This is a genomic window from Spirosoma arcticum (genome assembly GCF_054779955.1).
This window is the reverse complement of the sequence record NZ_BAAGXG010000009.1, coordinates 170,118-193,629: the sequence shown is the minus strand read 5'-3', so window position 1 is coordinate 193,629 and position 23,512 is coordinate 170,118. Positions and strand designations below refer to the sequence as shown.

Sequence of the window (23,512 nt, the reverse complement as noted above, 5' to 3'; positions counted from 1 at the left end):
AAATACAATACTAAAAACCTACCCACACACACCAGCAACGGTTAATTGTCAATCAATATAGTAGCCGCTTCAGACCGGCGCATCGACAGACAATAGCCGGATACGTTCAGGCAAATTGGATCACCGAGGGGAGCCTTACAATGCAAACATACTTCAGCACCTGGCAAACAACCCATTTCGAGCAGCTTAAGTGACATCATTTGATCGTTAAACGACTGAATGATGGCCCGTTCGCCTACTTTAAGGTCAGCTACACTGCGCTTGCTCATGGCCGAGGGTGCCGGTGTGAGACGGCTATCTTTATTTAGATTCAATTTAATTAACGCAAGATTACGGCTCAAAGTTTATTGATGCAAGAGAAGAGGAACAGAAATATGATGAGCTTACCAAGCAGGATACTGATGATCGATCCTACCGGGTCCGCAAATAGTGCAGTTTCCTTTTTACCATCACCGTTCTGCCGTAAATTTGCACACGTATAAAGAAACAAAGCGTGGCAGAATCGGTACGGCAGATGGGAGCGTTGATGCGGAAGGAATTTCTGCTGGAATGGCGGCAACGCTACGCCCTCAACGGGATGCTACTGTACATTGTGGGAGCGGTGTTTGTGTGTTACCTGAGTTTCAACGCCCGCCCCGGACAATTGACGCCGATTGTCTGGAACACGCTGTTCTGGATTATTCTCCTGTTTACGGCCATCAACGCCATCGCTAAAAGCTTTGTGCAGGAGCGGGCGGGACGGCAACTGTATTACTACACGCTGGTTAGTCCGCAGCAAATAATTCTGTCGAAAATTGGCTATAATACGGCACTCATGCTGGTGCTGGCGTTGTTAGGGTTCAGTACATACGCGTTCGTGCTGGGCAATCCGGTGCAGGACGTGCCGCTGTATCTGCTGACATTGGTGCTGGGGGCGGTGGGGTTTGCGGCTTCGCTGACACTGGTATCGGGCATTGCCAGCAAGGCTGAGAACCCGGCTACGCTGATGGCAGTGCTGAGTTTTCCAATTATCCTGCCGCTGCTGCTGTTGCTGCTGAAAATCTCGAAAAACGCGATGGATGGCCTCGACCGCAGCGTCAGTTGGAGCGAAATCTGGACGGTGCTGGCCATTGACGCTATCGTGCTGACACTGTCCTGGCTGTTGTTTCCGTTCTTGTGGCGGAGTTGAAGTATCACGGACCGGGGCGCGGAGCCTTTAGTCCGTATTTGTTGAGTAAGATACGGACTTTAGTCCGTGATACATTTATGAAAACATACTGGTGGAAGACCCTGGCGGTCATTATTTTAACCTACGTAGTGTTGCAGGGCCTGCTCGGCGTGGTGCCGCGCCAGCCAATTCTGAACGAGAGTATTCGGAATGTGTATTTCCATGTGCCGCTCTGGTTCGGGATGATTGCGCTGCTGCTGGTGTCGGCTATTTATTCGGTTCGCTACCTGCGCAGTGGCCGGTTTGGTGATGATTTGGTCGCGGTAGAGTTTGCCAATACCGCTATTTTGTTTGGCCTGTTGGGTTGCATGACCGGGTCGCTGTGGGCTAATTTCACGTGGGGCGAACCGTGGCCCAACGATCCAAAGCTGAACAGCGTAGCAGTAGGGATGCTGATGTACTTTGCTTACCTGATTCTGCGCGGCTCGTTCGACGATGAGCAGCGCCGGGCCAGGATTTCGGCGGTGTACAACATCTTCGCCTTTGCGGTGTTTGTCCCGCTCATCTTCGTGGTGCCGCGCCTGACCGATTCGCTGCACCCCGGCAATGGGGGAAACCCAGCCTTCGGCCAGTATGACATGGACAGTAAAATGCGGATGGTGTTTTACCCCGCCGTAATTGGATTTACCCTGCTGGGCGTTTGGATTACCGAGCTGCGTGTCAGGATGCGCCGGGTCAAAGCCGTTTTAGAGGAGTAAATCTGAATGAGCAACTCCGAATGATTCAGCCGCTTTTTGCGTTATTTTTGTAACTATCCCGATAGGCCAATGCGACCCTTTTTTCTAACAAAAACTCTTTTAGCAGCACTGCTTTTGTTTAGTCAAAACCTCCTGGCTCAACAGCCCGTTGCAGATGGTGTGAAAATGGCCGACCGACTCCGGGCCGACGGCAAAATATGGGTGGTGGTAGCGGTTATTGCGGCTGTGTTCGCGGGCATTATCATCTACCTCGTCCGGCTCGACCGGCAGATTGGTAAGTTGGAAAAGGAAGTAAACGAAAAGAAAAACACGCAGTCTGTTCGACTCTAAAGCTATGAAACTCTCTCACATTCTCGGTATCGTTGTCATTGCGCTGGCCATCGGCATCATCGTTGCCACGGCGGGCGACGCCAGTTCGTACGTAACGTTCCGGCAGGCGAGCGAACTCGCTAAAGACGGCGATGACAAGCTGATTCACGTTGTTGGCAAGGTACAGAAAGACGCGCAGGGCCGCATTACGGACATGCTTTACAACCCGGCCATCGACCCAAACCACTTTGAGTTTACGCTCGTCGACAATGACAAGCAGGCGCAGAAAGTGGTGTACAACAGCCCCAAGCCACAAGATTTTGACCGTTCAGAGCAAGTCGTCGTTGTTGGGGCCATGCAGGGCGATCATTTCCAGTGCAACAAGATTCTGCTCAAGTGCCCGTCGAAATACCAGGACGGCAAGTTGGAAACAACGGAACACGAAGCGAAAACGGCACAGCTATGAGTATACAAGAAATTGAAACTGCTATTACTCAACTGAGTTATGACGAGTTTTGGAAACTCTCCGATTGGATACTCGAACAGCGTAATCGGGATTGGGAGCAACGTCTTGAAAGTGATTTAGATGCTGGCCATTTCGACAATCTGATTGCGGAATTAACTGAAGAGTACAAACAAGGCTTAACCAAACCACTATGACGCACAGAACGTTTGAGCGTTTCTGGAAGCGTCACGATCAATTACCGGATTCAGTTAGGGAGTTGGCAAAGAAGAATTACGAGTTACTGAAGCAAGACCCGTTACATCCATCCTTACATTTTAAGAAGGTAGGCAGGAAAAGTCAGTTTTGGTCGGTGCGTGTAGGCGAACATTACAGAGCCGTGGCTATTGAACCTGAAGAAGGCGTCGTTGCCTGGTTCTGGATTGGTCATCACTCAGAATACGATAGAATTATCAACCAATGATACATACCACAGTCGGGCAACTCGGCCACTTTTTCGTCATCCTCTCGTTCGTTACGGCGCTGGTGGCCACGGTCGCTTATTTTCTGTCGGCCCTCGGTCGACGCAGTACCGCGCAGGTCGTTCCTATTGAAGAGCCGCAGTTAGCCTACGCGGGCGAGTCGAGCTTTGGGGGTAAGACAACAAAGCGAAAGACCCCGCCGAAAGCGGCTTTTCAACAGTCGAAACCCGAAAGAGATGACTGGCGGACGCTGGCGCGGTGGGCGTTCTACACGCACGGTTTAGCCGTACTGGGTGTCGCCGTTAGTTTGTACTGGATCATCTATAACCATTATTTCGAGTACCATTACGCGTGGAGTCACTCGTCGCTGGCGTTGCCGGTGCAGTACATGATCTCCTGCTTTTGGGAAGGGCAGGAAGGCTCGTTTCTGCTCTGGCTGTTCTGGAACGCAGTCGTTGGTGCCATTCTGATTCGCACGGCTGGGTCCCGATGGGAAGCGCCCATGATGACCGTTTTTGCGCTGGTGCAGGCGTTTCTGGCGTCGATGATCTTAGGCGTCGTCTTTGGCGAAGCGTTCAAGATTGGTTCGTCGCCGTTTTTATTGCTGACCGAAGCCATACCCGACGCGCCGATTTTCACTGCTGATCCGACGTTCGTGCCCAAGGACGGAAACGGCTTGAATCCCCTGCTCCAGAACTACTGGATGGTCATTCACCCGCCAACGCTATTTTTTGGTTTCGCCCTGACACTCGTACCGTTTGCGTATTGCATTGCCGGACTATGGCGCAACCAGCCCCTCGAATGGATTCGGCCCGCCCTGCCCTGGACGCTATTTGGAGCCATGATCCTCGGCATCGGCATTATGATGGGTGGCTACTGGGCCTACGAAACGCTCAATTTTGGCGGCTACTGGAACTGGGACCCCGTCGAAAACGCGGTGTACGTACCGTGGCTGGTGATGGTGGCCGCATCGCACACGATGCTAATTGCCAAACGCTCGTCAACGGGCCTGAAAACAGCGATTATTCTGACCATCGCCACGTTTCTGCTGGTTCTTTACTCCACGTTTTTAGCGCGTAGTGGTATTCTGGGTAATGCATCGGTCCACTCGTTCACGGATCTGGGCCTGTCGGGCCAAATATTACTGTACTTACTGGCGTTTGTGGTCATGGCCATTGTGCTGGCGGCTGTCAAGTGGAAAAACATCCCAAGCGACGCCGACGAAGCCTCGGTATATACCAAAGAATTCTGGGTATTTATCGGTGCCGTCGTGCTGTGTCTGTCGGCTTTTCAGGTGATTGCTACTACTTCCATTCCCGTTTACAACAAAATTCTGGAAGCGTTCGGTAAGGTCTCGAACCTTGCACTACCCGCCGACCAGCCCGCGCATTACAGTAAATTTCAAGTTTGGTTTTTCGTTGTGATCGCGTTGCTGACGGGTATTGGTCAGTACATGTGGTGGCGCAAATTAGAGAACAAAAAATGGGATGCGCTCATCACGCCCGGCATCCTGACGCTGCTAATCAGCGCGGCCCTAATTGCGTTTGGCGGGATTAAAAACCCGGTTTACATGGCCCTGATGGTCGCTTCCGTCTTTGCGCTGATGACCAACGGCACGATTCTGCTGTCCATCATCCGGGGTAACTACCGGCTGTCGGGTGGGGCCATTGCGCACATGGGCTTAGCCCTGATGCTGATTGGCATTTTGTACTCGTCCGGGTATTCGCGCGTTGTCTCGCTTAATAATAGCGGAATAGCGATTTCTAATCAGGAGGATTTCATCAAAAATGACAATAAAGAAAATAAAGAAAATGTACTGCTTTGGTTGAATCAGCCGGAGCGGATGGACAAGTACCAGATTACCTACCGGGGCCAGCGCGTAGAAATTCGTGGTGTGCCTGGTTACGTTCCGCGTGAGGATGTCACGGTGATCGAAGGTGATTTTCACGGCATTGCCCAGCGCGACATTGAGCAAAACGGCAAACTGTATTACAAGAAAGGTGATACGCTGGCTATGTATCCTGAGAATGTCCATTATGCAGTTGAGTATCGCGAGCCAACGGGCAAGATTTTCACGCTGTACCCGCGTATTCAGGTTAACGAGCGTATGGGCGTGGTCCTCTCGCCCGATAGTCGGCACACGGTAGACCGTGATATTTACACCTACATTGCTACTGCACCGAACCCATCGGAAGAGGACAAGTGGGAAAAGACAGAAACGTACTCCGTTGCCATTAAAGACACATTCTTCCTTAATGATTACGTCGCCATCCTGGACGATGTAGCACGAACGAACGAGGTTGAAGGCATGGAAATTGGCCCCAACGATGCCGCTGTGCGGGCACGAGTGCGGGTGCTGGACAAAAACGGCGAACACATTCTTAGCCCGGCGTTCATCATTAAAGACCGTTTGGTGGGTCGGCGGGCCGAAACGAGCGACGAGTTGGGCGTGCGGATTCAGCTGAACGAAATCAATCCGCAGACGGGTAAGTTCACGTTTGCCGTCAACCGGACCCAGCGCGACTACATCGTGATGAAGGCGCTGGAAAAGCCGCTCATCAACCTGCTTTGGATCGGTACGCTCATTGTTGTGCTCGGCTTTCTGATTGCCACCGTCCGGCGCTACCGCGAGTTCGCCAAAATGAAGGTGAAAGGTGTATAAGAAGTACGTAAGTGGTAAGTGTTTAAATAGCTGACGCGAGGGTGTTGCTTTCGCGTCAGCTATTTAAACACCTACCACTTACGTACTTAAAAATTGCCTTATGAAACTCTCCGAAATCCTTCTTCTCGCGGCTGCGGCTGGTTTCCTGACCATCTGGATTGCCGAACTACAGCGCACGACCTTCGCTGAAAGCTACTGGCTGTTGATGCTGTGCTTAGCGTTTTTGCTGGCGTTCCAGTTCGTTCGTACCAAGCGGCTCGAACGCGAAAAAGCCGTTTCCCCGACGATTAAGCAAATAGTGAACGACCGTAAGAAAGCGTCGGAATCAGGCAAGAAATCAGCGAGGAAAAAGTAGATAGCAGTCGGGATTATCTCAACGATGAGCTACTCGAACCAGAGGAACGATCTAAAAAGATGCGATAAGACGCCCGGGCGCTTAGCTTTGTGTCACTTACTGACCAACTAACCACATTTGGATTCGTACGCGTTACTTTTCGGTGCCCTACTCGCCCTCGTGCTGGCCGGTTTTTTCTCGGCGGTCGAGATGGCCTACGTGTCGGTGAACCGGCTGTACTTTGAACTCCACAGCAAGCAAGGACCACTGGGCGAAAAACTCGTGTCGGGGTTTCTCAAAAACCCGATTCTCTTCGTTGGCACCACGCTAACGGGCAACACGCTCTTTTTGGTGCTCTACGTGGTGCTGAGCGTATCGGTGCTGAATCCGTTGCTGATGGCGCTTATTCCCGATGCCTACGACAGCCCGTTTTTGCTCGTTGTGCTGGAAACGATTATCCTGACGGTCATTTTTCTACCCCTGGCCGATTACTTGCCAAAAAGTCTTGCGCTCATTCATCCCGACCGGTTTCTGGAATGGTTAGCCATTCCGTTATGGATTATCTATCAGGCTATTGCGCCCATTGTTCGGGTACTGGTGGGAACGGCTCGGTTCTTTATCCGGTACGGACTGGGCAAGAAAAATCCGGAAATCCGGCCCGTCTTCGGCCTGACAGACCTGAATCATTACCTCCAGCAACTGAATCAGAAAGCCAATACGGAAGAAGATGTAGAAGTTGATACGCGAATATTTAACAAAGCCATCGAATTCCGCGACGTGCGGGTGCGCGACTGCCTGATCCCCCGCACCGAAATTGCGGCCATTGCCGTCGATGATACGGTTGAGGAGTTGCGGCAGGCATTTCAGGACAGTGGTCACTCCAAAATTGTGGTGTACCGCGACACCATCGACGACGTAATTGGGTACTGTCACGCCTTGGCGCTCTTTCAAAAACCAGCCACAGTCGAAGAAATCATTACTCCCATTATTACCGTTCCCGAAACCATGCCCGCCCAGGATCTGCTGCTCCGGTTTCTGTCGGAACGCAAGAGTCTTGCTCTGGTAGTCGATGAGTTTGGCGGTACGGCGGGCATTGTCAGCGTGGAGGATATGGTAGAGCAAATTTTTGGAGAGATTCAGGATGAGTATGACACCAATGAGGACTGGGTTGAGCGGCAACTGGACGAAAATAACTGGCTGCTGAGTGCCCGCCACGAAATTGACGATTTGAACGAGAAGTACGGCTGGAACATCCCGGAGGGTGACCGAACATCGACATCAAACCGATACGACACGCTTGGCGGACTGATTCTGGCTACGAACGAAGACATTCCCCAGGTGGGCGAAGTAATCGAGTTTGCTCCGTTTACGTTCACCGTCATGTCGATGGACGGCACCCGAATCGACACGGTAAAGGTGCGACTGAATCGGGACTAAGGTTTCCCAACGCTAAAGCGGTGGGCTGATACCGGCTATCAGCCCACCGCTTTAGCGTTGGGAACTGAAAATATATTTTTATCTACCTCATACTGTGGACCCACGTACCATTCAACAAACCGTTGCCCGGCATCTGCTGTCGGCTCGGGCCGTTCGGCTACAACCCGATGCACCCTTCACCTGGAGTTCGGGCTGGAAATCACCCATCTATTGCGACAACCGCGTCACGCTGGCTTACCCCGACGTACGCACATTTATCAAAAATGCCCTGGCCGATGCCATCCGTCAGCATTATCCTGCGGTGGAGGTCATTGCCGGAGTGGCTACGGCCGGTATTCCGCAGGGTGCCTTGGTGGCCGACGCGCTGGGCCTCCCCTACTGCTACGTTCGGCCCGAACCCAAGGCGCACGGCATGGGCAAGCAAATTGAAGGTGAGTTGGAAACGGGTGCCCGCGTGGTGGTGATTGAAGATCTGATCTCAACCGGCGGCAGTTCGCTAAAAGTAGTCGACGCACTCCGGGCGGCTGGGGCCGATGTGCTGGGCATGGCCGCTATCTTTACCTACGGCTTTCCGGCAGCCGACCAAAATTTCCGGGATAGAAACGTGCCGCTAATTTGTCTGAGCAATTACAACGCCCTGCTGACCGAAGCACAAACGCTCGACTACATAACGACTGATGCAATAGACTCGCTGTCGGCCTGGCGGCAAAACCCGGCGGAATGGGGAAGGTAGTTTTGGGTTTGTGGTTCGCGTAGTTGGCTGACGCGTCCAGCTTACGCCGGTCCGCCGGTGCGGTCAGCCAATTACGAACCACAAACCCTCAAACCACAAACTAACTAACATGGCCCTCATCACCGCCCGTATTGAACGAACACCGTATGAAACGCACTTGTCGACTGAGTCGCAGGTTGTGGTTGTTGATGAGCCCAACGACGTAGGTGGGCAAGACCGGGGTATGCGGCCGGGTGAGTTGCTGGCAGGGTCGCTGGCAGCCTGCACCGTCATTACCCTGCGCATGTACGCCGACCGCAAGGGCTGGCCGCTTGACTCCGTCGTGGCGCACGTTGATTATACCAGCGATCCAGCAACCAAGCGTTCACTATTTACGATGAAGCTGATTCTGAACGGTGACCTGGACGACGATCAGCGGGCGCGACTGCTGGAAATGGCCGACCGCTGTCCCATCCATCGGGCGTTGCAGAACCCCATAGATTTTGAGACAACGCTGATTGAAAATGAAATGACCAACCAACAGCCATCCGCTGACTAACGTCTCACTCCGGCAGCATATACTTCATATCGGAGGTATGTGTCGGATACGCGAAGTGCATATCACCCAGTGCGTTCGCCGGAATCTGGTGCTTCATGGCTAAGGCAAACAGGTTAATCACTTCGTCGCTACCTGATCCCAGCAGGTGTGCGCCCACAATTTGCCCGGTTTCTTCGTCAATCAGCGTTTTGAAGCCCGACGTTGGCTCGTTCATGCGCCGGGAGCTGTACCAGTCGGTTGTTTCTTTTAAGGTCACTTTCACCCGGCGTCCCTGTTGTTTCGCCTGCTCTTCGGTCAGGCCAACGGAGGCCAAAGGCGGCACAGTAAAAACGGTTGTCGGCACCGGCGCATCGGCGAACGTTTTGTGATTGCCCTTCAGAATATTCCCGCTCACGATACCACCCTCGTAGCCAGCCATCGGCGTTAGCGGCAAGCCTTTGTCGGCCACGTCTCCGCAGGCGTACACCGCCGGGTTCGATACGCTTTGCAGGTACTCGTTCACCACAACCCCTTTTTTGCTCACCTCAACACGGGCTTTCTCCAGCCCTAACTCAGCCACATCAGCCACCCGGCCAGCCGCGTGAACAACGAGGTTTGTCGTAACCGAATGTTCTTTCTGCTGCTGATTGTAGCAAACGGTCAGGTTACCCGGCTGCCCCTCAATGGCCGATACGGCCGCTTCCAGCACGAACCGAATGCCAATCGACTCCATCGCTTTCACCAACAAGCCAACCACGTCGGCGTCGAACCCCTCCAACGGCCGTTTGCCCTTGTGGATAATGGTCACCATTGCCCCGGCGCGGGCGGCAATGTGCGCAAACTCGAAGGCGATGTACCCGCCACCCACCATAATGAGTTGTTTGGGCAATTGGGGTAGTTCCAGAAACCCGGTGCTGTCGATGAGCAACTCCTCGCCGGGAATGTTCAGGGGTTGTGGTCGCTGTCCGGTAGCAATAACGATGTGGGTGGCGCGTAGTTCGTCATCAACCACGCGCACCGTGTTGGTGTCTACAAACGAGGCCACGCCGTGAAACTGGACGATGCCTTCGTCGGTAAACTTCACCTCCGTGCGTTCTGGAATTGGGTCGGTAAACGTTTTCTTGAACGCCATCAGATCCGGCCAGTTGATGGTTAAGGCCCCGTCAATTCCTTTCCCGGTCATCTGCGCCGAACGGGCAATGATCTCAGCGGCTCCGGCCAGCACTTTTTTCGGGTCGCAGCCGCGCTGGGAGCAGGTACCGCCAAATGGCTGTTTATCAATAATAGCGACGGACTTACCGGCTTCCCGGGCGGCTTCGGCAACGGTTTTCCCGGCCGAACCCGTGCCGATAACGATAAGGTCGAATGAGTGAGCGGGCATAGATCGTGTAGCGAAGATTTAGTCTGTATAACCGACAAACTGGGTTAGCGGCTAAAAAAGCGCTTTGTTCAGGTTAAATAAGTCTCATTACCGCCTACTAAATGCTACCTGTCAGGTACTTATGAAAACGTCAATGCGCCAGCCGCCGGGTGTACAGGCAGTGGGCATCCGTTTCACCCCATAAAGTCTAATTGGTCCATTTACTTAGTAAACTAAACCAATCAGGACCGTGACCGTTACAAGCGGTACACTGTGCCAGCGCACAGAGCATTATCTATTTTCTGTATACCCTTCATATGAAAGCAGCCGTATTTCACAAAGTGGGCGACATCCGTTACGAACACGTTGATGACCCCAAAATTGAAGATTCCCGCGACGCCATCATTCGCATTACATCCACGGCTATCTGCGGTTCCGACCTGCACATTTACAATGGTTTTCTCCCCCAGCTTCGCCCGGAGGTGCTCGGCCACGAGTTTATGGGTATCGTGGAGGACGTTGGTTCCGGCGTAACAAACCTCAAAAAAGGTGACCGGGTGGTCGTACCGTTTACCATCTCCTGCGGCAAGTGCTACTTCTGCGAGCATAACTTTCAGATGCACTGCGAAAACTCCAACAAAGAAGCCTACGGACCGGACGGCGGGCTGCTCAGCGAAAAAGGCGGGGCACTCTTCGGCTACTCCGACCTCTACGGCGGCTACAATGGCGGGCAGGCCGAAGCCGTGCGGGTGCCCTACGCCGACTATGGCCTGCGGCACGTGCCGGAGCAACTGAAGGACGAAGAGGTTCTGTTTTTATCCGATATTTTCCCTACTGGCTGGAGTTCCATCGAATGGGCCGAACTGAAGGGGGGCGAAACGGTCGCCATTTTTGGGTCGGGGCCGGTGGGGCTGATGGCGCAAAAATCGGCCTGGCTACAGGGAGCCGGACGCGTTATTGCTATCGACACGGTCAACTACCGGCTAGAACGCGCCAAGCGGGTCAACAAGGTAGAGACGCTCAATCCGAACGATGTGGACATTGTCGAAACGCTCCGGGGCATGACCGAAGGGCGCGGCCCCGACGTTTGCGTCGACGCTGTAGGTATGGAGGCTGACCGATCTGTTCTGGACCGGGCAAAAGCGGTTATTAACCTCGAAAAAGGCTCAATCAGTGTGCTGGAGACGTGCTTCCGGGCCGTGCGCCGGGGTGGGGTTGTGACGGTAGTGGGTGTTTATGGCACTCCGTTCGACAACTTCCCGATTGGCCGGATGTTCGACAAAGGCGTGACGATGCGCATGGGCCAATCCTTTGTGCACAAAAACATCGATCATCTGCTGGATCTCGTTGTGCAGGGTAAGGTGGTGCTCGACGACATCGTGTCGCACGTGCTGCCACTTACGGAGACGTCGCGGGCCTATGACATATTCAAGAAAAAAGAAGATGACTGCACCAAAGTAGTGCTCAAACCCTGATGGTAGTTGAACAGAAGGAACCGGTGACGAGCGAAATCTAACCCTCATTGACAAGTATAAATCATGGACGAACCAAGTATCCAGTCTCTGTCCACACATTATGATTTTCTGCTGATTACCAATTAATTACCAACCAATAAAATCGAATTTCTCAACGATGGAAACTCAACCCAATAGTAAAACGGCCCTCATTACGGGCGCGGCCAGCGGCATTGGCAGTGAACTCACCCGGCTGTTTGCCAAAGACGGCTATAACTTGATTCTGGTTGACCGAGACGAACAGGGCATGAGTCAATTAGCTTATAACCTTAAGAATCAGTACGGTACGCAGGCAACCCTTATTACCAAAAACCTGTCTGATCCCAGTGCACCGGAAGAAATCTACGCGCAAACGAGCGGAACGACCATCGACGTGCTGGTAAATGACGCTGGCGAAGGTGAATACGGCCAGTTTGCGAGTGAAACCAACCTTCAGCGCGAATTGGCCATTGTGCAGGGCAACGCTACGTCGCTCATGCACCTGACGAAGTTGTACCTGAAGGATATGGTGGCCCGCAACGACGGCAAAATTCTGATGCTCGGTTCGGAAGTATCGGTTGCGCCCAGCCCAATGATGGCCGTTTACGGCGCTACCAAAGCGTTTATCAAGTCGTTCGCCGAGTCAATTCGCAGCGAGTTGAAAGGCAATGGCTCGAAGGTCACGATCACGGTGCTCATGCCGGGAGCCACCAATACCAATTTCTTTAAAACGGCCGGTGCTGAGCACGTCAAGGGAGCCGACCCCAACAAAACAGCCGATCCGGCTTCGGTGGCCAAAGCGGGTTATGACGCGCTAATGGCCGGTGACGATCACGTGGTGGCGGGCTTCATGAACAAAATCAAGGTAGGACTGGCCCACTTGCTGCCCGATCCCCTAATTGCCGCTAAGGGCCGCAGCGACATGATGCCAAAAGATGAAGCCGCCGAAAAACAGAAGCAAACAACGGCTATTATCATTGGAGTAGCGGTGGCGGTGGCTGGGATATGGTTACTATCGCGTAATAGCTCGTCGGTTGTGCCAAGCGTTAGCGCCTACGACAAGGCACGATACCGCTACAAAGCCGGAAGGGCGAAACGATCAGCAAAAAACGCTCTGGCTTCCGTTAGCGATTCAGTAAAAAGCGCGTACAGCGACGCCAAATCAACCGTTGAAGACGCACTGGCATAATTCGTTTGTGGGGTGAAGGTCTACCCCACAAACAACAAACTAAACGTTATGGAAGCAACTAAGACAAAAGCCTACGGCGCTAAGGCGTCCCTGATTGACTCGCTCAGTAGTTTGTCCCGCATGGACATCGAGCGGAATGAACCTAAGCCGGACGAAGTTCAGATTGATGTTTTGTACTGTGGCGTCTGCCACTCCGACGTACACCAAGTGCGCAACGACTGGAACAACACCGTTTACCCGTGCGTACCCGGCCACGAAATTGTTGGTAAGGTAACGCAGGTCGGCAGTGACGTCACTAAATTCAGCGTGGGCGACGTAGTTGGCGTTGGGTGCATGATTGATTCGTGCGGTCAGTGCCACTCCTGTCAGGACGGGGTAGAGAACTACTGCGAAGGGCCGGTAAGCTGGACGGCGACCTACAACGGGTACATGAAACCCGATGGCAGCGGCTACAACACCTTTGGCGGGTATTCGACGGGTATTGTCGTTAAAGAGTCGTTTGTACTGCGCATTCCCGACGCGCTCGACATCAAAGCGGCTGCGCCGATTCTGTGCGCGGGCGTAACGACGTATTCTCCCCTTAAGCATTGGAACACCAAACCCGGCGACAAGGTAGCCGTGGTGGGTTTGGGTGGACTGGGGCACATGGGCGTTCAAATAGCCAAAGCAATGGGGGCCAACGTAACCGTTATCACCCACACCGAAGAAAAGCGGGCAATCGCCGAAGCATTGGGCGCGCACGAGGTCATTATCTCGACCGATAAGAAGGCGATGAAGGACCACGAGCTGACGTTCGATCTGGTGCTAAACACCATCCCCGACAAGTATGACCTCAATCCGTATATTCAGTTGCTCAAGCGCGACGGGGCATTTGTGGCGGTGGGTGTTATAGGACCGTTCAAAAGCGCAACCGACAACATGGAAGTGGCCATGCACCGGCGCACGGTATCGGGTTCACTCATTGGCAGCATCGCCGAAACCCAGGAGGTGCTGGACTTTTGCGCTGCGCATTCAATTGCGCCTGAGGTGGAGATGATTGCCATGCAGGACATCAACAAAGCATACAAGCGGATGCTGAATGAAGACGTCCAATTCCGGTTTGTAATCGACATGCAAACGCTCAAAGACGAAAACTAACATAATTCAACAACGTTATGCTTGATACGTATGCAAAGGCGTTCGGCCTTGGAATAGTGATTGGCATGCGGGCTTTAGCAGGCCCCGCCCTGTTGAGCCGCAAATTAGTCCGCACCCTGCCCGTCAAAGAACCGACGAAGCCCATTCACTACATGGCGCAGCCGCCGGTAGCCCTCGCGCTGGAGGTGTTGGCAGGTACGGAGATTTTAACCGATAAACTTCCCGGCGTACCCAACCGCACAGTTCCCTTCCAGTTCGGTGGCCGCGTTGTGTCGGGGGGCAGTTGCGGAGCAGTTCTGAGCGAGGTCGAAGGACAGTCTATTCTGGTCGGGTCCATTGCCGGTGGTGTTGGCGCTGTAGTCGGTACGCTGGCGTTTTTTAATCTGCGGCAGTGGCTCCATTACGGCGTCGGTTTACCCGATCCCCTCGTTGCGCTGGCCGAAGATATTCTTTGCGTTGGCGCAGGCTGGGCCATTGCCAATAGCATTCAACCGGCGCAGCAGCCTGCCTGAACACAGGGCGCAGTAGCCGTCTACTAATAACGACGGATTCATTCGAGTCAATGCTCTTAAAAAGCCGCGTCTGTTTGTTCAGAACGCGGCTTTTCGGGTACAGGCGTGTCTCTGCAATAGCGGTGCTTTGCCTATATTTACCCGCTTAAAACAAGACAGGACTACATGCCGGACGCCTACAAGCACCTACCAAACGATACAACCTCTACCAACGAACGGCTACTGTTTGCCCTGCAAGCCGCCGACATCGGCACCTGGGAACTGGACCCGATCCACCAGTTGGTTTATTGGGACGAGCGCTGTCAGTCCCTCTTCGGCACTGCTCAAAACGACGTTGCGCCGTACAGCCAGGTGTTGACCCACGTGCATCCCGATGATCGGCAGCGGGTGGATGAAGCAATTCAACGGGCGTTGACCATAGAATCCGGTGGTCAGTACACCATTGACTTTCGACCCGCCACCACTACAGACGGGCAACCACGCTGGTTACGTTGCCAAGGGAGGGCGTATTTCGATGAGCAGGGCGGGGCATACCAACTTTCGGGTATTGCGCAGGATGTGACGCCGGACGTGCTATCCCGGCAACAGGCCGACGCCAATGCCAGGCAGCAGCAGCAAACGACGACCGAGTTGCTACAGTCGGTGCTCGACTCAGCTATGGCGGGCATCAGTGTGCTTACCAGTGTGCGAAATGAGCAGGAAGAAATCATTGACTTCGAGTACCGGCTGGTGAACCGGGTTACCGAACAGATCAACAACCGCACCGACCTAATTGGGCAGCGCTATTCAGTCGTCCACTCAGGCTATCGGCAGGCGGGCCTGTTCGACGACTTTGTTGCGGTTGTTCAAACGGGCAGGCTCGTTGAGAAAGAACGCCATTATACCAGTGAGGGTTTTAATAACCAATACGTTACGGTCGTGGCCAAGCTCGATGACGGTGTCGTCTTATCGTTCCGCGACATCACCCAGGAAGTAGAAGCGCGGCAGCAGATCGAAGCCAGCGAAATCAAACTCCGTTCCCTGATCGAAGAAGCGCCCGTAGCGACCTGCCTGTTCGTTGGCCGGGACATGCGCATCGAGTTGGCCAATGAAGCCATGATCGACATTTGGGGCAAAGGCGGGTCGGTTATTGGCCAGCCCCTCGCCGACGCCCTGCCTGAACTGAAAAGTCAGCACTTCCTGCCATTACTTGACGAATTATTTACAACAGGCAGAACGCACGAAACAAAGGCGGGTCGCGCCGATCTGGTTGTCAATGGAGCGTTGGGCACTTATTATTTCGACTACACCTTCAAGCCCCTGCGCAATGCCAACGATGAAGTCTACGCGATTATGGAGATGGCCATCGATGTAACCAGCGAAGTGATGACAAGGCGGGAGTTAGAAACCAGCGAAGCCCGCTTTCGCAGTATTGTTGAGCAGGCACCCATGGCCATTGGTTTGCTCAAGAGTCGCGATATGGTCATCGAAACGGGTAATGCTAAACTCTTTGACGTCTGGGGCAAAGACCTATCCATAATCGGACGGCGGCTGGTCGACGCATTACCGGAACTACAGGGGCAGGGATTCGTTGAACTGCTGGAAGGCGTTTATGACACCGGCGAGCTTTTTTCCGGCAATGGTGTACCAGCCAGACTAAATCGGCACGGCCAGTTAGACGACGTTTATTTCGACTTCGTTTACACCCCCTCACGCGATGTGAAAGGCGCGGTTACCGGCGTGATGGTGTTGGCTACTGACGTAACGGAGCAGGTAGTTGCGCGGCAAAAGCTACAGGAGAGTGAGACTTACTTCCGCCAGCTTACCGATACCGTACCGGCCATGATCTGGATCACCGAAGCCGACGGCAGTTGCAGCTACCTCAACAAACAATGGTACGAGTATACCGGACAGACCAAAGAAGAGGCCGAAGGTTTCGGCTGGCTCAACGCCACCCACCCGGATGATATGGAAGAGGCCGGACGACTATTTCTTGAGGCCAACGAACGGCAAACGTCGTTCAACGCCCTGTATCGACTACGCCAGAAAGATGGCTCTTACCGCTGGTCCATCGACAAGGCCAGCCCCCGGTTTAGCGCGAATGGCAACTACGAAGGTATGATTGGCACGGTGATCGATGTGCACGAACAGACAGTCGCCCGCCAGCAACTGGTTGACAGTGAAGCCAAGTTCCGCGCCCTGATCGAAGAAGCCCCCGTAGCCACCTGCCTCTTTGTGGGCCGCGACCTGCGTATTGATATCGCCAACGAAGCCATGATTGCCGTTTGGGGCAAAGGCCGGTCGGTTATTGGCCAGCCGCTCCATCAGGCGTTGCCGGAACTACGGGGGCAACATTTTTTGTCAACGCTCGATACCCTGTTTACATCGGGAGACACCTACGAAGCAAAGGCCGACCGCGCCGATCTGATCGTTGATGGCGTTCTGGACACGTACTATTTTGATTACACCTTTAAACCGTTGCGCAATGTCACAGGTGAGGTGTATGCGATTCTGGAAACGGCCGTTGATGTAACGGAGCAGGTGCAGTCCCGGCAAAAATTAGAAGCCAGCGAAGCCCGCCTTCGAACCCTCGCGGCCGAACTGGAACAACAGGTGCAACTGCGCACCCGGCAATTGCAGGCGTCGGTTCAGGATTTGCAGCGTTCCAATCAGAACCTGCAGCAGTTTGCCTACGTCGCCAGCCACGACCTACAGGAACCCCTGCGCAAAATTCAGTCCTTCGGCGATCTACTTAAATCGCAGTATGGCAACCAGTTAGCCGAAGGAATTGATCACCTTCAGCGGATGCAGTCGGCCGCCAGCCGGATGTCGGTTCTGATTAAAGACCTGCTACTGTTTTCGCGGATTTCGACGCAGCAGGACGCCACAAGCCCGGTTTCACTAACCACGGTTGTTGACGGTGTGCTGAGCGACCTGGACGTAGGCCTTACCGAAACCGGCGCCCGCGTAACCGTTGAGCCACTGCCAACGGTGCAGGGCGATGACTCCCAATTGGGTCAGCTTTTCCAGAACCTGCTGAGCAACGCCCTGAAATTTCGTCGGCCCAACACGACCCCAACCATTCAGATCACCGCCCAAACAGTAGCCGTTGCGGACCTGCCCCCTACCGTCAGACCAGCGAGGATGGCCGTAGCGTATTACCGTATTGAGGTGTCTGACGACGGCATTGGCTTCGATGACAAATACGTAGACCGCATTTTTCAGGTTTTCCAGCGACTGCACGGCCGAAACCAGTACGCTGGTACGGGCATTGGTTTAGCCATCTGCGAAAAAGTGGCCGCTAACCACGGTGGAGCTATTACTGCCACGAGCCAGCCCGGTCAGGGTGCTACATTCAGTGTGTATCTTCCCGTTCTGGAGTAAGCAGGCCGCCTTAGTGCATCCGGTCGCTCCGTATGACCAGGGTCGCCATGATGTCGGCTTCTACGGTCAGGAATTCTTTCCACCGCGCCCGGACGCGCTCGGCGGGTAGGTAGGTCTCGGCCAGTTCAATGAAGGCCCGGTAGTGACCTGCTTCCGAAATCATCAGTTCGTGGTAGAATTTGCGCAGGCCTTCGTCGGCAATGTGGGTAGCGAGGAGTTTGAAGCGTTCGCAGCTCCGGGCTTCGATCAGGGCGTTAATAAGCAGATTGTCCATCATCTGCTCGTGCTGATCGCTGGTAGACCGGCGCAATTTCACCCGCAACTCATTCACGTATAAATCTTTGCGCTGCCGTCCCAGCGTAATACTGCGCTTGCGGAGTTCATTAAGTACCCGCTGAAAATGGCCCCACTCTTCGGCCACAATAGGCGTCAGGACGTTGACCAGCTTTGCTTTGTCGGTGTACATGACGATGAGCGATATACACGACGAAGCGGCTTTCTGTTCGCACCAAGCGTGGTCGATCAGGATTTCGCCGATGTTCATTTCGGCAATGTCGACCCAGCGCGGATCAGTAGGCAGTTCGAGGCCGAGGGTGGTCATAATCGAGAGTCCCAAGCCTGAAGGGATGAGCTGATAATGTACAGAATATTAGCCCACTCCTTCAGGCTTGGGTTTTTGTGGGAATTCAAAGATAACGCAACCTCTCCCATTGGTTTACTGTTATTTCGGGATAACGATCCAATCATGAAATCATTCGCATCTTTTCTGCTCCTGCTGCTGCTCATCAATTGCCAGCAACGCCCGGCCAGCACGAGTGGCACCGCTAAAGATACCAGCCCGGCTAAATTGCCCGCTCTGCAACCCGGTGAGGCTGTTGCCACCTTTGCGGCTGGCTGTTTCTGGTGCACCGAAGCCCAGTTTGAGTCGTTGCGGGGCGTTCGGGACGCGGTGTCGGGTTATGCCGGGGGCGAACTCGAAAACCCAACCTATGAGCAGGTCGGCTCCGGCCAGACGGACCACGCCGAAGCAATCCAGGTTTATTATGACCCAACGGTTGTTTCGTATGCTACGTTGGTAAAGGCCTTTTTCATCGGTCACGATGGCTCTTCGCTCAACCGGCAGGGACCCGACGTAGGCACGCAGTACCGCTCGATAGCTTTCTACCGGACACCCGCCGAAAAAGCGGCCATCGAAACCGCCATCGGGCAGGAGAATGCATCGGGACACTACAGCCGTCCCATCGTGACGCAGGTGGAGCCGTTCAGGGTGTTTTATCCGGCCGAAGTTTACCACCAGGGGTATTATTATGACCACCCGAACGATCTGTACGTTCGCACCGTCTCGACGCCTAAAGTTGAGAAGTTCCGGGAGCGGCTGGCGGATAAGCTGAAGAACGGTATGTGAGTTGATGAGTCGGTGAGCGGCTGACCGCACCGACTCACTACCTGACCAACTTACTGACTGTAAGATCGTCCTCCCCCACAGCAATTTGTCAGGTTTGGCAACCGTTCGGCCAAAACGACTATTGTGGGTTTGGCCCGAACCTCGTAACATTGCTCAGTCTTTCACCAACGCTGTGATATCCATGCCTGAGTCCGATCAATCCATTGGCCGTAAAATTCTGGGTTTCTTCATCAAGGAAGATGAGTCCGAAACGTCGGCTGCTGGTTCGGTAGCCACGGGAAAGCCAGCTACCGGAACGTCGCCGACCGTCGGCGCTCCGCCAACACCCGTTGTACCACGCCCGCCGGTAAACGCTCCGGTACCCGGCGTCACGCCCGTCAATGTTGGGCCTGGCACCGTTGACCCGAAGTTTGCCCAGCACTTTGCCGACGTACTCGCGCAGAACAATCCGCCCGGTCCGGACTACTTCGAGTTCCGCGAGACGCTGCGCAGCCTGTCTACCCTTGGCCTGACCGAAGACAAGCAGTACCAGGCGGCCTGGGCCAGTTTCAAAGCCCTCGCCGGTACAACCGACGTATCGACGCTCACCAACACGGCGAACCAGTTTGTGGCGGCCCTGAGCAAAGACCGAGACGCATTCGGCAAAAGCGTGGAAGCGGCCATTGCCGAGCGGGTTGGTGGATTGCAGAACGAGCAGAAACGTCTGCAAACCGACAACGAAGCGCTCGCTAAACAGCTATTGGCCATTCAACAGCAGATCGACGCGAACAGCAACCGACTGACGGCCATCAACGGCGAGGTGGCGGAGCAAAGCGCAAAAATCACGCAGAACCGGCAGAATTACGACGCCACCTTTGCTCATTTCACCGATCAGATTAAAGGCGACATTGCCAAAATAACGCAGTATTTAAAATGAGTCAGTAAGTTGGTCAGTTGGCGAGTTAGTCAGTAACTGACACCGATGACAGCCAAGAACTTACCGACTTATTGACTTACCGACTTACTAACTACAAAAACATGGCTACTCCTGACTTCTCCCAGATTGGCGGCAGCACCGACGTTGAAAAGCGTTCGTTCTGGAGCCGCCCCGAAGGTGTTCTCGGTATGATTGTGCTGGCCGGTCTGGCTGGTTTCGGACTGGTGTATTTTAACCGGATCGTCGAATTCCTGATCCGGGCCACCTCCAACATTCTCGAACTGTCGCTGCTGCTGGGGGCGCTCGGCGTTTTGATTTTCCTGTTCACCAGCCGCGACGTTCGCACGGCGGTATTCTTCCTGTTTAAGTCGCTGATGCGCAGCCTGACGGGTACGGTGATTCAATTGAACCCCATCGCCATCATGAAAATCTACGTCCAGGATTTGAAGGACAAACGGCAAAAGATGACCGGACAAATCGACGTTCTACAGGGGCAGTTGGTGAAGCTGAACAAGAAAATCAACGAGAACAACGAAGCCAGCAAGCAGAAATTCGCCGAAGCCAACAAGGCCAATTCGATGAACGAAAAGCCGGGTATGCGCGAAGCGGCCCAGTTGGCCACCATTGAGGGAGCGGGCTTGCAGGAGATGAATGAGAAACTGACACCCCTCCAGCGGAACATGCAAACGGTGCTGGCGTTCATGGAGAAAGTGAACAAAAGCGCCGACTACATCATCAAAGAAACCGAAATCAAAGTCCGGCTGAAGGAAACCGAATACCAGATCGTGAAAGAAAGCTCGAACGCCCTCAAAACGGCCGTCAGCATTTTCAAAGGTGACCCCGACAAGCGGTTTTATTTCGAACAGTCGATGGAGTACATTCAGGACGATATGAGCAATAAACTCGGTGAAATGAAGCGGGCCATGGACCTGTCGATGGACTTTATCAACGGCGTCGACATTCAGAACGGTATTTTGTCCGACAAGGGCGAGGCCCTGCTGGAAGCGTACAACAAAGGCGAGTTCAAGATGGTACAGTTGGACGCGCCAACGGCTAACCCCATCACGGCACCCATACCGGGTCAGTTGAATCCGCCCAAAGACGCCGGTTACCGGAATTTGCTTGACTGATGAGTGAATTGGTGAATGAGCGAATAGCTGACGCATCCATTCACCAATTCGCTCATTCACTAATTCACTCATTAATTAATTCCAAACCAATATGCAACGTCTAACCATAGCCGGTCGGCTGCTCATCACGGCCCTCATTCTGGCCGCTGCTTTTTTCGCATTCCGCTATTTTGGCGGTAACGAAGCCCTGCGCAAACTGTCGCCGAACGACAAGGAGTATTCGGAGTCGGCAACGATGCCCCGCGCTGACAACGAAACGGCGGAAGCCGTGGTGGAAGAATCAACCGCGTCGGACGCCAACGCATCGTCGGCCGGTTCGTCGGATAACGCGGGCAGCGATACGCCCCGCGGAGCATTCACCTACACGCCCCCTGCGCCCCAGAATGGCAAACTGAAGGGTGTGGTGGAATTAGGAGCCAGCGGCTTCAACTCGTTCATCATTCGGGTTGACGATCAAAAGCGGTGGAAACTCGAAAAAGCCGAATTTGGTAACAGCCTCGTGTTGGAAAACATGGCGTCGGACGATGACATCCGGGCGGGTTTGAAAAGCTACATCGGCAAGATGCTCGACTTTGGCGTGGGCGGGCGCGACATTCATTTTGTGGTTAGCTCAGGAGCCGCCAAAGCCGAAGGAACGCTGAAAATCACCAAAGCGCTCAAAGCGCTGAACTACGTGGTCAATACCGTAACGCCGGAGCGGGAAGGTTCCTTAGCGCTACGCTCCGTGCTGCCCGCCGAGTACTTTGGCAACTCATACGTAGTAGACCTCGGCTCGGGCAATACCAAAATCTCGTGGAAAGAAGGCGGAGAAACGAAGGCGCTGGAAACCTACGGGGCCAAGTATTTTCAGAATAGCACCAGCGACGAGACAGTGGCGACGGAGGTGATAGCAAAAGCTAAACAAATTCCGGCCAGCAACCGCAAAACGTGCTTCATCATTGGCGGTGTGCCCTTCGAGATGGCCAAAAAAGTGCGGCAGGGCAAGGAGCGATATACCGTATTAGACGCCCCCTCGGCTTATAAACTCGACGAAGCCAAGTCGAAAGCGGGCCTTAATATCTACAAAGCCATTGCCGACGCCACCGGCACCGACCAGTTCGTGTTCGACTGGGACGCCAACTTCACAATTGGTTATTTGTTGACGTTAAAATAGAGTCAGTGAGTCGGTCAGTAGGTGAGTAACTTTTGCGTCAGCAACTGATTGACTCACCGACTGACTAACTGACCGGCTAATTATTATGACCCTCCGCGACGTTTTTGAGACTGTTTCTGGACAGCCCACGCTCCTGTTCCTGCTCCTGATGGCGGTGCCGACGGGAGCTTTTTTAGTGAATCTGGGATCGGGTAAAACGGCGGAAGAAATCTGGAGGTGGCGGTACGTTTATGCCGGGCTGGTTTATCTGGCCTGCATTCCCGGTGTTTTCGCCATCACGCTGAACGTGTATCTGTTCCTGTTCGAGCGGCAAAGCATCTGGAACCTGAACCTCGCCCTACAAGTCCTGCCCATCCTGACGATGGTGGGAACGTTGCTGCTCATCCGGCGCAAAATACCGTTCGATTATATTCCCGGTTTTGGCAGGTTGTCGGGTTTCCTGACGCTCATTGCGGCCATTATGGGCATCATGTGGTTTATCGACCGAACCCGCATCTACGCCATCGCCTACGTGCCCTTTTCATACATCATTATTGGCTTCATTGCCCTGCTGCTCATTATCCGCCTTGCCTGGAGCCGGATTTTCTGAATGTGTAAAGGTTAATGTAAAATGAATAATGGGTAAGCTGCATACGTCTCACTATTCATTTTACATTAACCTTTATACATTGCTTTGTAGCCGCTGGGTTAGCAACGACGTGATTCTGCGCGTGATTTCGGATTCGTCAGCCGTAAAAATAACCCATTCGTCAGGGGTGAAATGACCCAACACCATCCCCACGAGCGTTAAGCGCAGGCGCGTGTCCTCCCGAACGGCCCGCTCAATGTAAGCCACCTTTTCCTGGTTAGTCAGGCGGTTAAAAGGCGTTTTGCGCTTGGGCCAGTGGTGCTGCCACAGCGTTTGAATACTGTTGTCCAGTAGTTTCAGAATGGGCCGGATTGTCTGATTCTGAAATTGCTCGGCCGGGCTGACAGCCGTGGGTTCGGTGGCGACAAGGGGCCGGATTGGGGCGGAACGTTCGTTGGTATCCAT

25 protein-coding genes are annotated in these 23,512 nt (G+C 53.8%); 21 read left to right on the top strand and 4 right to left on the bottom strand.

Annotation, left to right across the window (positions count from 1 at the left end; translation table 11 throughout):
- Positions 1 to 41: 41 nt before the first annotated feature.
- A complete protein-coding gene (locus ACYVHB_RS20995; protein WP_461053753.1) occupies positions 42 to 269 on the bottom strand; it encodes a FeoA family protein in 228 nt (75 codons plus the stop codon).
- 224 nt (positions 270 to 493) lie between these two features.
- Between ACYVHB_RS20995 and ACYVHB_RS20990 the strand changes: the two genes are divergently transcribed.
- The 11 genes from ACYVHB_RS20990 to ACYVHB_RS20940 all read left to right on the top strand — a co-directional run bounded on the left by ACYVHB_RS20990 (position 494) and on the right by ACYVHB_RS20940 (position 8,842).
- Positions 494 to 1,168 (top strand): heme exporter protein CcmB, encoded by a 675-nt coding sequence (locus ACYVHB_RS20990; RefSeq protein ID WP_461053752.1) that lies wholly within the window; start codon positions 494 to 496, stop codon positions 1,166 to 1,168.
- A gap of 77 nt (positions 1,169 to 1,245) precedes the next feature.
- Entirely contained in the window at positions 1,246 to 1,905 is a 660-nt protein-coding gene (ccsA, locus tag ACYVHB_RS20985; RefSeq protein WP_461053751.1) for a cytochrome c biogenesis protein CcsA, read from the top strand.
- A gap of 69 nt (positions 1,906 to 1,974) precedes the next feature.
- Positions 1,975 to 2,235: a CcmD family protein gene (locus ACYVHB_RS20980; protein WP_461053750.1), complete on the top strand. Its 261-nt coding sequence runs from the start codon at positions 1,975 to 1,977 to the stop codon at positions 2,233 to 2,235.
- A 4-nt stretch (positions 2,236 to 2,239) separates the two neighbouring features.
- Positions 2,240 to 2,680 (top strand): cytochrome c maturation protein CcmE domain-containing protein, encoded by a 441-nt coding sequence (locus ACYVHB_RS20975; protein WP_461053749.1) that lies wholly within the window; start codon positions 2,240 to 2,242, stop codon positions 2,678 to 2,680.
- On the top strand, positions 2,677 to 2,874 hold the full coding sequence (locus ACYVHB_RS20970; RefSeq protein ID WP_461053748.1) for a hypothetical protein: 198 nt from the start codon (positions 2,677 to 2,679) through the stop codon (positions 2,872 to 2,874). Before ACYVHB_RS20975 ends, ACYVHB_RS20970 begins: the two co-directional genes overlap by 4 nt.
- Positions 2,871 to 3,140, top strand: coding sequence for a ParE family toxin-like protein (locus ACYVHB_RS20965; protein WP_461053747.1), 270 nt, complete (start codon positions 2,871 to 2,873; stop codon positions 3,138 to 3,140). Before ACYVHB_RS20970 ends, ACYVHB_RS20965 begins: the two co-directional genes overlap by 4 nt.
- Positions 3,137 to 5,800: a cytochrome c biogenesis protein CcsA gene (gene ccsA / locus ACYVHB_RS20960; RefSeq protein WP_461053746.1), complete on the top strand. Its 2,664-nt coding sequence runs from the start codon at positions 3,137 to 3,139 to the stop codon at positions 5,798 to 5,800. Before ACYVHB_RS20965 ends, ccsA (ACYVHB_RS20960) begins: the two co-directional genes overlap by 4 nt.
- Before the next feature lie 100 nt (positions 5,801 to 5,900).
- The gene (locus ACYVHB_RS20955) at positions 5,901 to 6,155 is read left to right on the top strand and encodes a hypothetical protein (protein WP_461053745.1); all 255 of its coding nucleotides are present in this window, start codon (positions 5,901 to 5,903) and stop codon (positions 6,153 to 6,155) included.
- 117 nt (positions 6,156 to 6,272) lie between these two features.
- Positions 6,273 to 7,571: a hemolysin family protein gene (locus ACYVHB_RS20950; RefSeq protein ID WP_461053744.1), complete on the top strand. Its 1,299-nt coding sequence runs from the start codon at positions 6,273 to 6,275 to the stop codon at positions 7,569 to 7,571.
- 94 nt (positions 7,572 to 7,665) lie between these two features.
- A complete protein-coding gene (pyrE, locus tag ACYVHB_RS20945; protein WP_461053743.1) occupies positions 7,666 to 8,304 on the top strand; it encodes an orotate phosphoribosyltransferase in 639 nt (212 codons plus the stop codon).
- A 109-nt stretch (positions 8,305 to 8,413) separates the two neighbouring features.
- Positions 8,414 to 8,842, top strand: coding sequence for an OsmC family protein (locus ACYVHB_RS20940; RefSeq protein ID WP_461053742.1), 429 nt, complete (start codon positions 8,414 to 8,416; stop codon positions 8,840 to 8,842).
- 4 nt (positions 8,843 to 8,846) lie between these two features.
- Here the strand turns inward: ACYVHB_RS20940 and ACYVHB_RS20935 are convergent, their stop codons facing one another.
- On the bottom strand, positions 8,847 to 10,202 hold the full coding sequence (locus ACYVHB_RS20935; RefSeq protein ID WP_461053741.1) for a dihydrolipoyl dehydrogenase family protein: 1,356 nt from the start codon (positions 10,200 to 10,202) through the stop codon (positions 8,847 to 8,849).
- Between the two features lie 296 nt (positions 10,203 to 10,498).
- Here ACYVHB_RS20935 and ACYVHB_RS20930 point away from each other — a divergent pair, with 296 nt between their 5' ends.
- The 5 genes from ACYVHB_RS20930 (at position 10,499) to ACYVHB_RS20910 (ending at position 17,875) form a co-directional block, all read left to right on the top strand.
- Positions 10,499 to 11,656: a zinc-dependent alcohol dehydrogenase gene (locus ACYVHB_RS20930; protein ID WP_461053740.1), complete on the top strand. Its 1,158-nt coding sequence runs from the start codon at positions 10,499 to 10,501 to the stop codon at positions 11,654 to 11,656.
- Between the two features lie 157 nt (positions 11,657 to 11,813).
- Positions 11,814 to 12,863: an SDR family NAD(P)-dependent oxidoreductase gene (locus ACYVHB_RS20925; protein ID WP_461053739.1), complete on the top strand. Its 1,050-nt coding sequence runs from the start codon at positions 11,814 to 11,816 to the stop codon at positions 12,861 to 12,863.
- A 48-nt stretch (positions 12,864 to 12,911) separates the two neighbouring features.
- Positions 12,912 to 14,000 carry an NAD(P)-dependent alcohol dehydrogenase gene (locus ACYVHB_RS20920; RefSeq protein WP_461053738.1) on the top strand — a complete coding sequence of 363 codons (1,089 nt, stop codon included), beginning with the start codon at positions 12,912 to 12,914 and terminating at the stop codon, positions 13,998 to 14,000.
- Between the two features lie 17 nt (positions 14,001 to 14,017).
- A complete protein-coding gene (locus tag ACYVHB_RS20915; RefSeq protein WP_461053737.1) occupies positions 14,018 to 14,512 on the top strand; it encodes a DUF4126 family protein in 495 nt (164 codons plus the stop codon).
- 165 nt (positions 14,513 to 14,677) lie between these two features.
- Positions 14,678 to 17,875, top strand: a complete 3,198-nt coding sequence (locus tag ACYVHB_RS20910) for a PAS domain S-box protein (protein ID WP_461053736.1) — start codon at positions 14,678 to 14,680, stop codon at positions 17,873 to 17,875.
- A gap of 10 nt (positions 17,876 to 17,885) precedes the next feature.
- On the opposite strand, the gene ACYVHB_RS20905 is transcribed toward ACYVHB_RS20910, so the two are convergent.
- The gene (locus ACYVHB_RS20905) at positions 17,886 to 18,476 is read right to left on the bottom strand and encodes a MiaE family protein (RefSeq protein WP_461053735.1); all 591 of its coding nucleotides are present in this window, start codon (positions 18,474 to 18,476) and stop codon (positions 17,886 to 17,888) included.
- A gap of 144 nt (positions 18,477 to 18,620) precedes the next feature.
- On the opposite strand from ACYVHB_RS20905, the gene msrA reads away from it, so the two are divergent.
- The 5 genes from msrA (at position 18,621) to ACYVHB_RS20880 (ending at position 23,068) form a co-directional block, all read left to right on the top strand.
- Positions 18,621 to 19,280 carry a peptide-methionine (S)-S-oxide reductase MsrA gene (gene msrA, locus ACYVHB_RS20900; protein ID WP_461053734.1) on the top strand — a complete coding sequence of 220 codons (660 nt, stop codon included), beginning with the start codon at positions 18,621 to 18,623 and terminating at the stop codon, positions 19,278 to 19,280.
- Positions 19,281 to 19,461: 181 nt separating this feature from the next.
- Entirely contained in the window at positions 19,462 to 20,196 is a 735-nt protein-coding gene (locus ACYVHB_RS20895; RefSeq protein ID WP_461053733.1) for a hypothetical protein, read from the top strand.
- A 101-nt stretch (positions 20,197 to 20,297) separates the two neighbouring features.
- Entirely contained in the window at positions 20,298 to 21,326 is a 1,029-nt protein-coding gene (locus ACYVHB_RS20890) for a hypothetical protein (RefSeq protein ID WP_461053732.1), read from the top strand.
- A 91-nt stretch (positions 21,327 to 21,417) separates the two neighbouring features.
- Positions 21,418 to 22,479: a hypothetical protein gene (locus tag ACYVHB_RS20885; protein ID WP_461053731.1), complete on the top strand. Its 1,062-nt coding sequence runs from the start codon at positions 21,418 to 21,420 to the stop codon at positions 22,477 to 22,479.
- Between the two features lie 85 nt (positions 22,480 to 22,564).
- Positions 22,565 to 23,068 (top strand): hypothetical protein, encoded by a 504-nt coding sequence (locus tag ACYVHB_RS20880; protein WP_461053730.1) that lies wholly within the window; start codon positions 22,565 to 22,567, stop codon positions 23,066 to 23,068.
- 72 nt (positions 23,069 to 23,140) lie between these two features.
- Here the strand turns inward: ACYVHB_RS20880 and ACYVHB_RS20875 are convergent, their stop codons facing one another.
- Entirely contained in the window at positions 23,141 to 23,512 is a 372-nt protein-coding gene (locus ACYVHB_RS20875; protein ID WP_461053729.1) for a glyoxalase, read from the bottom strand.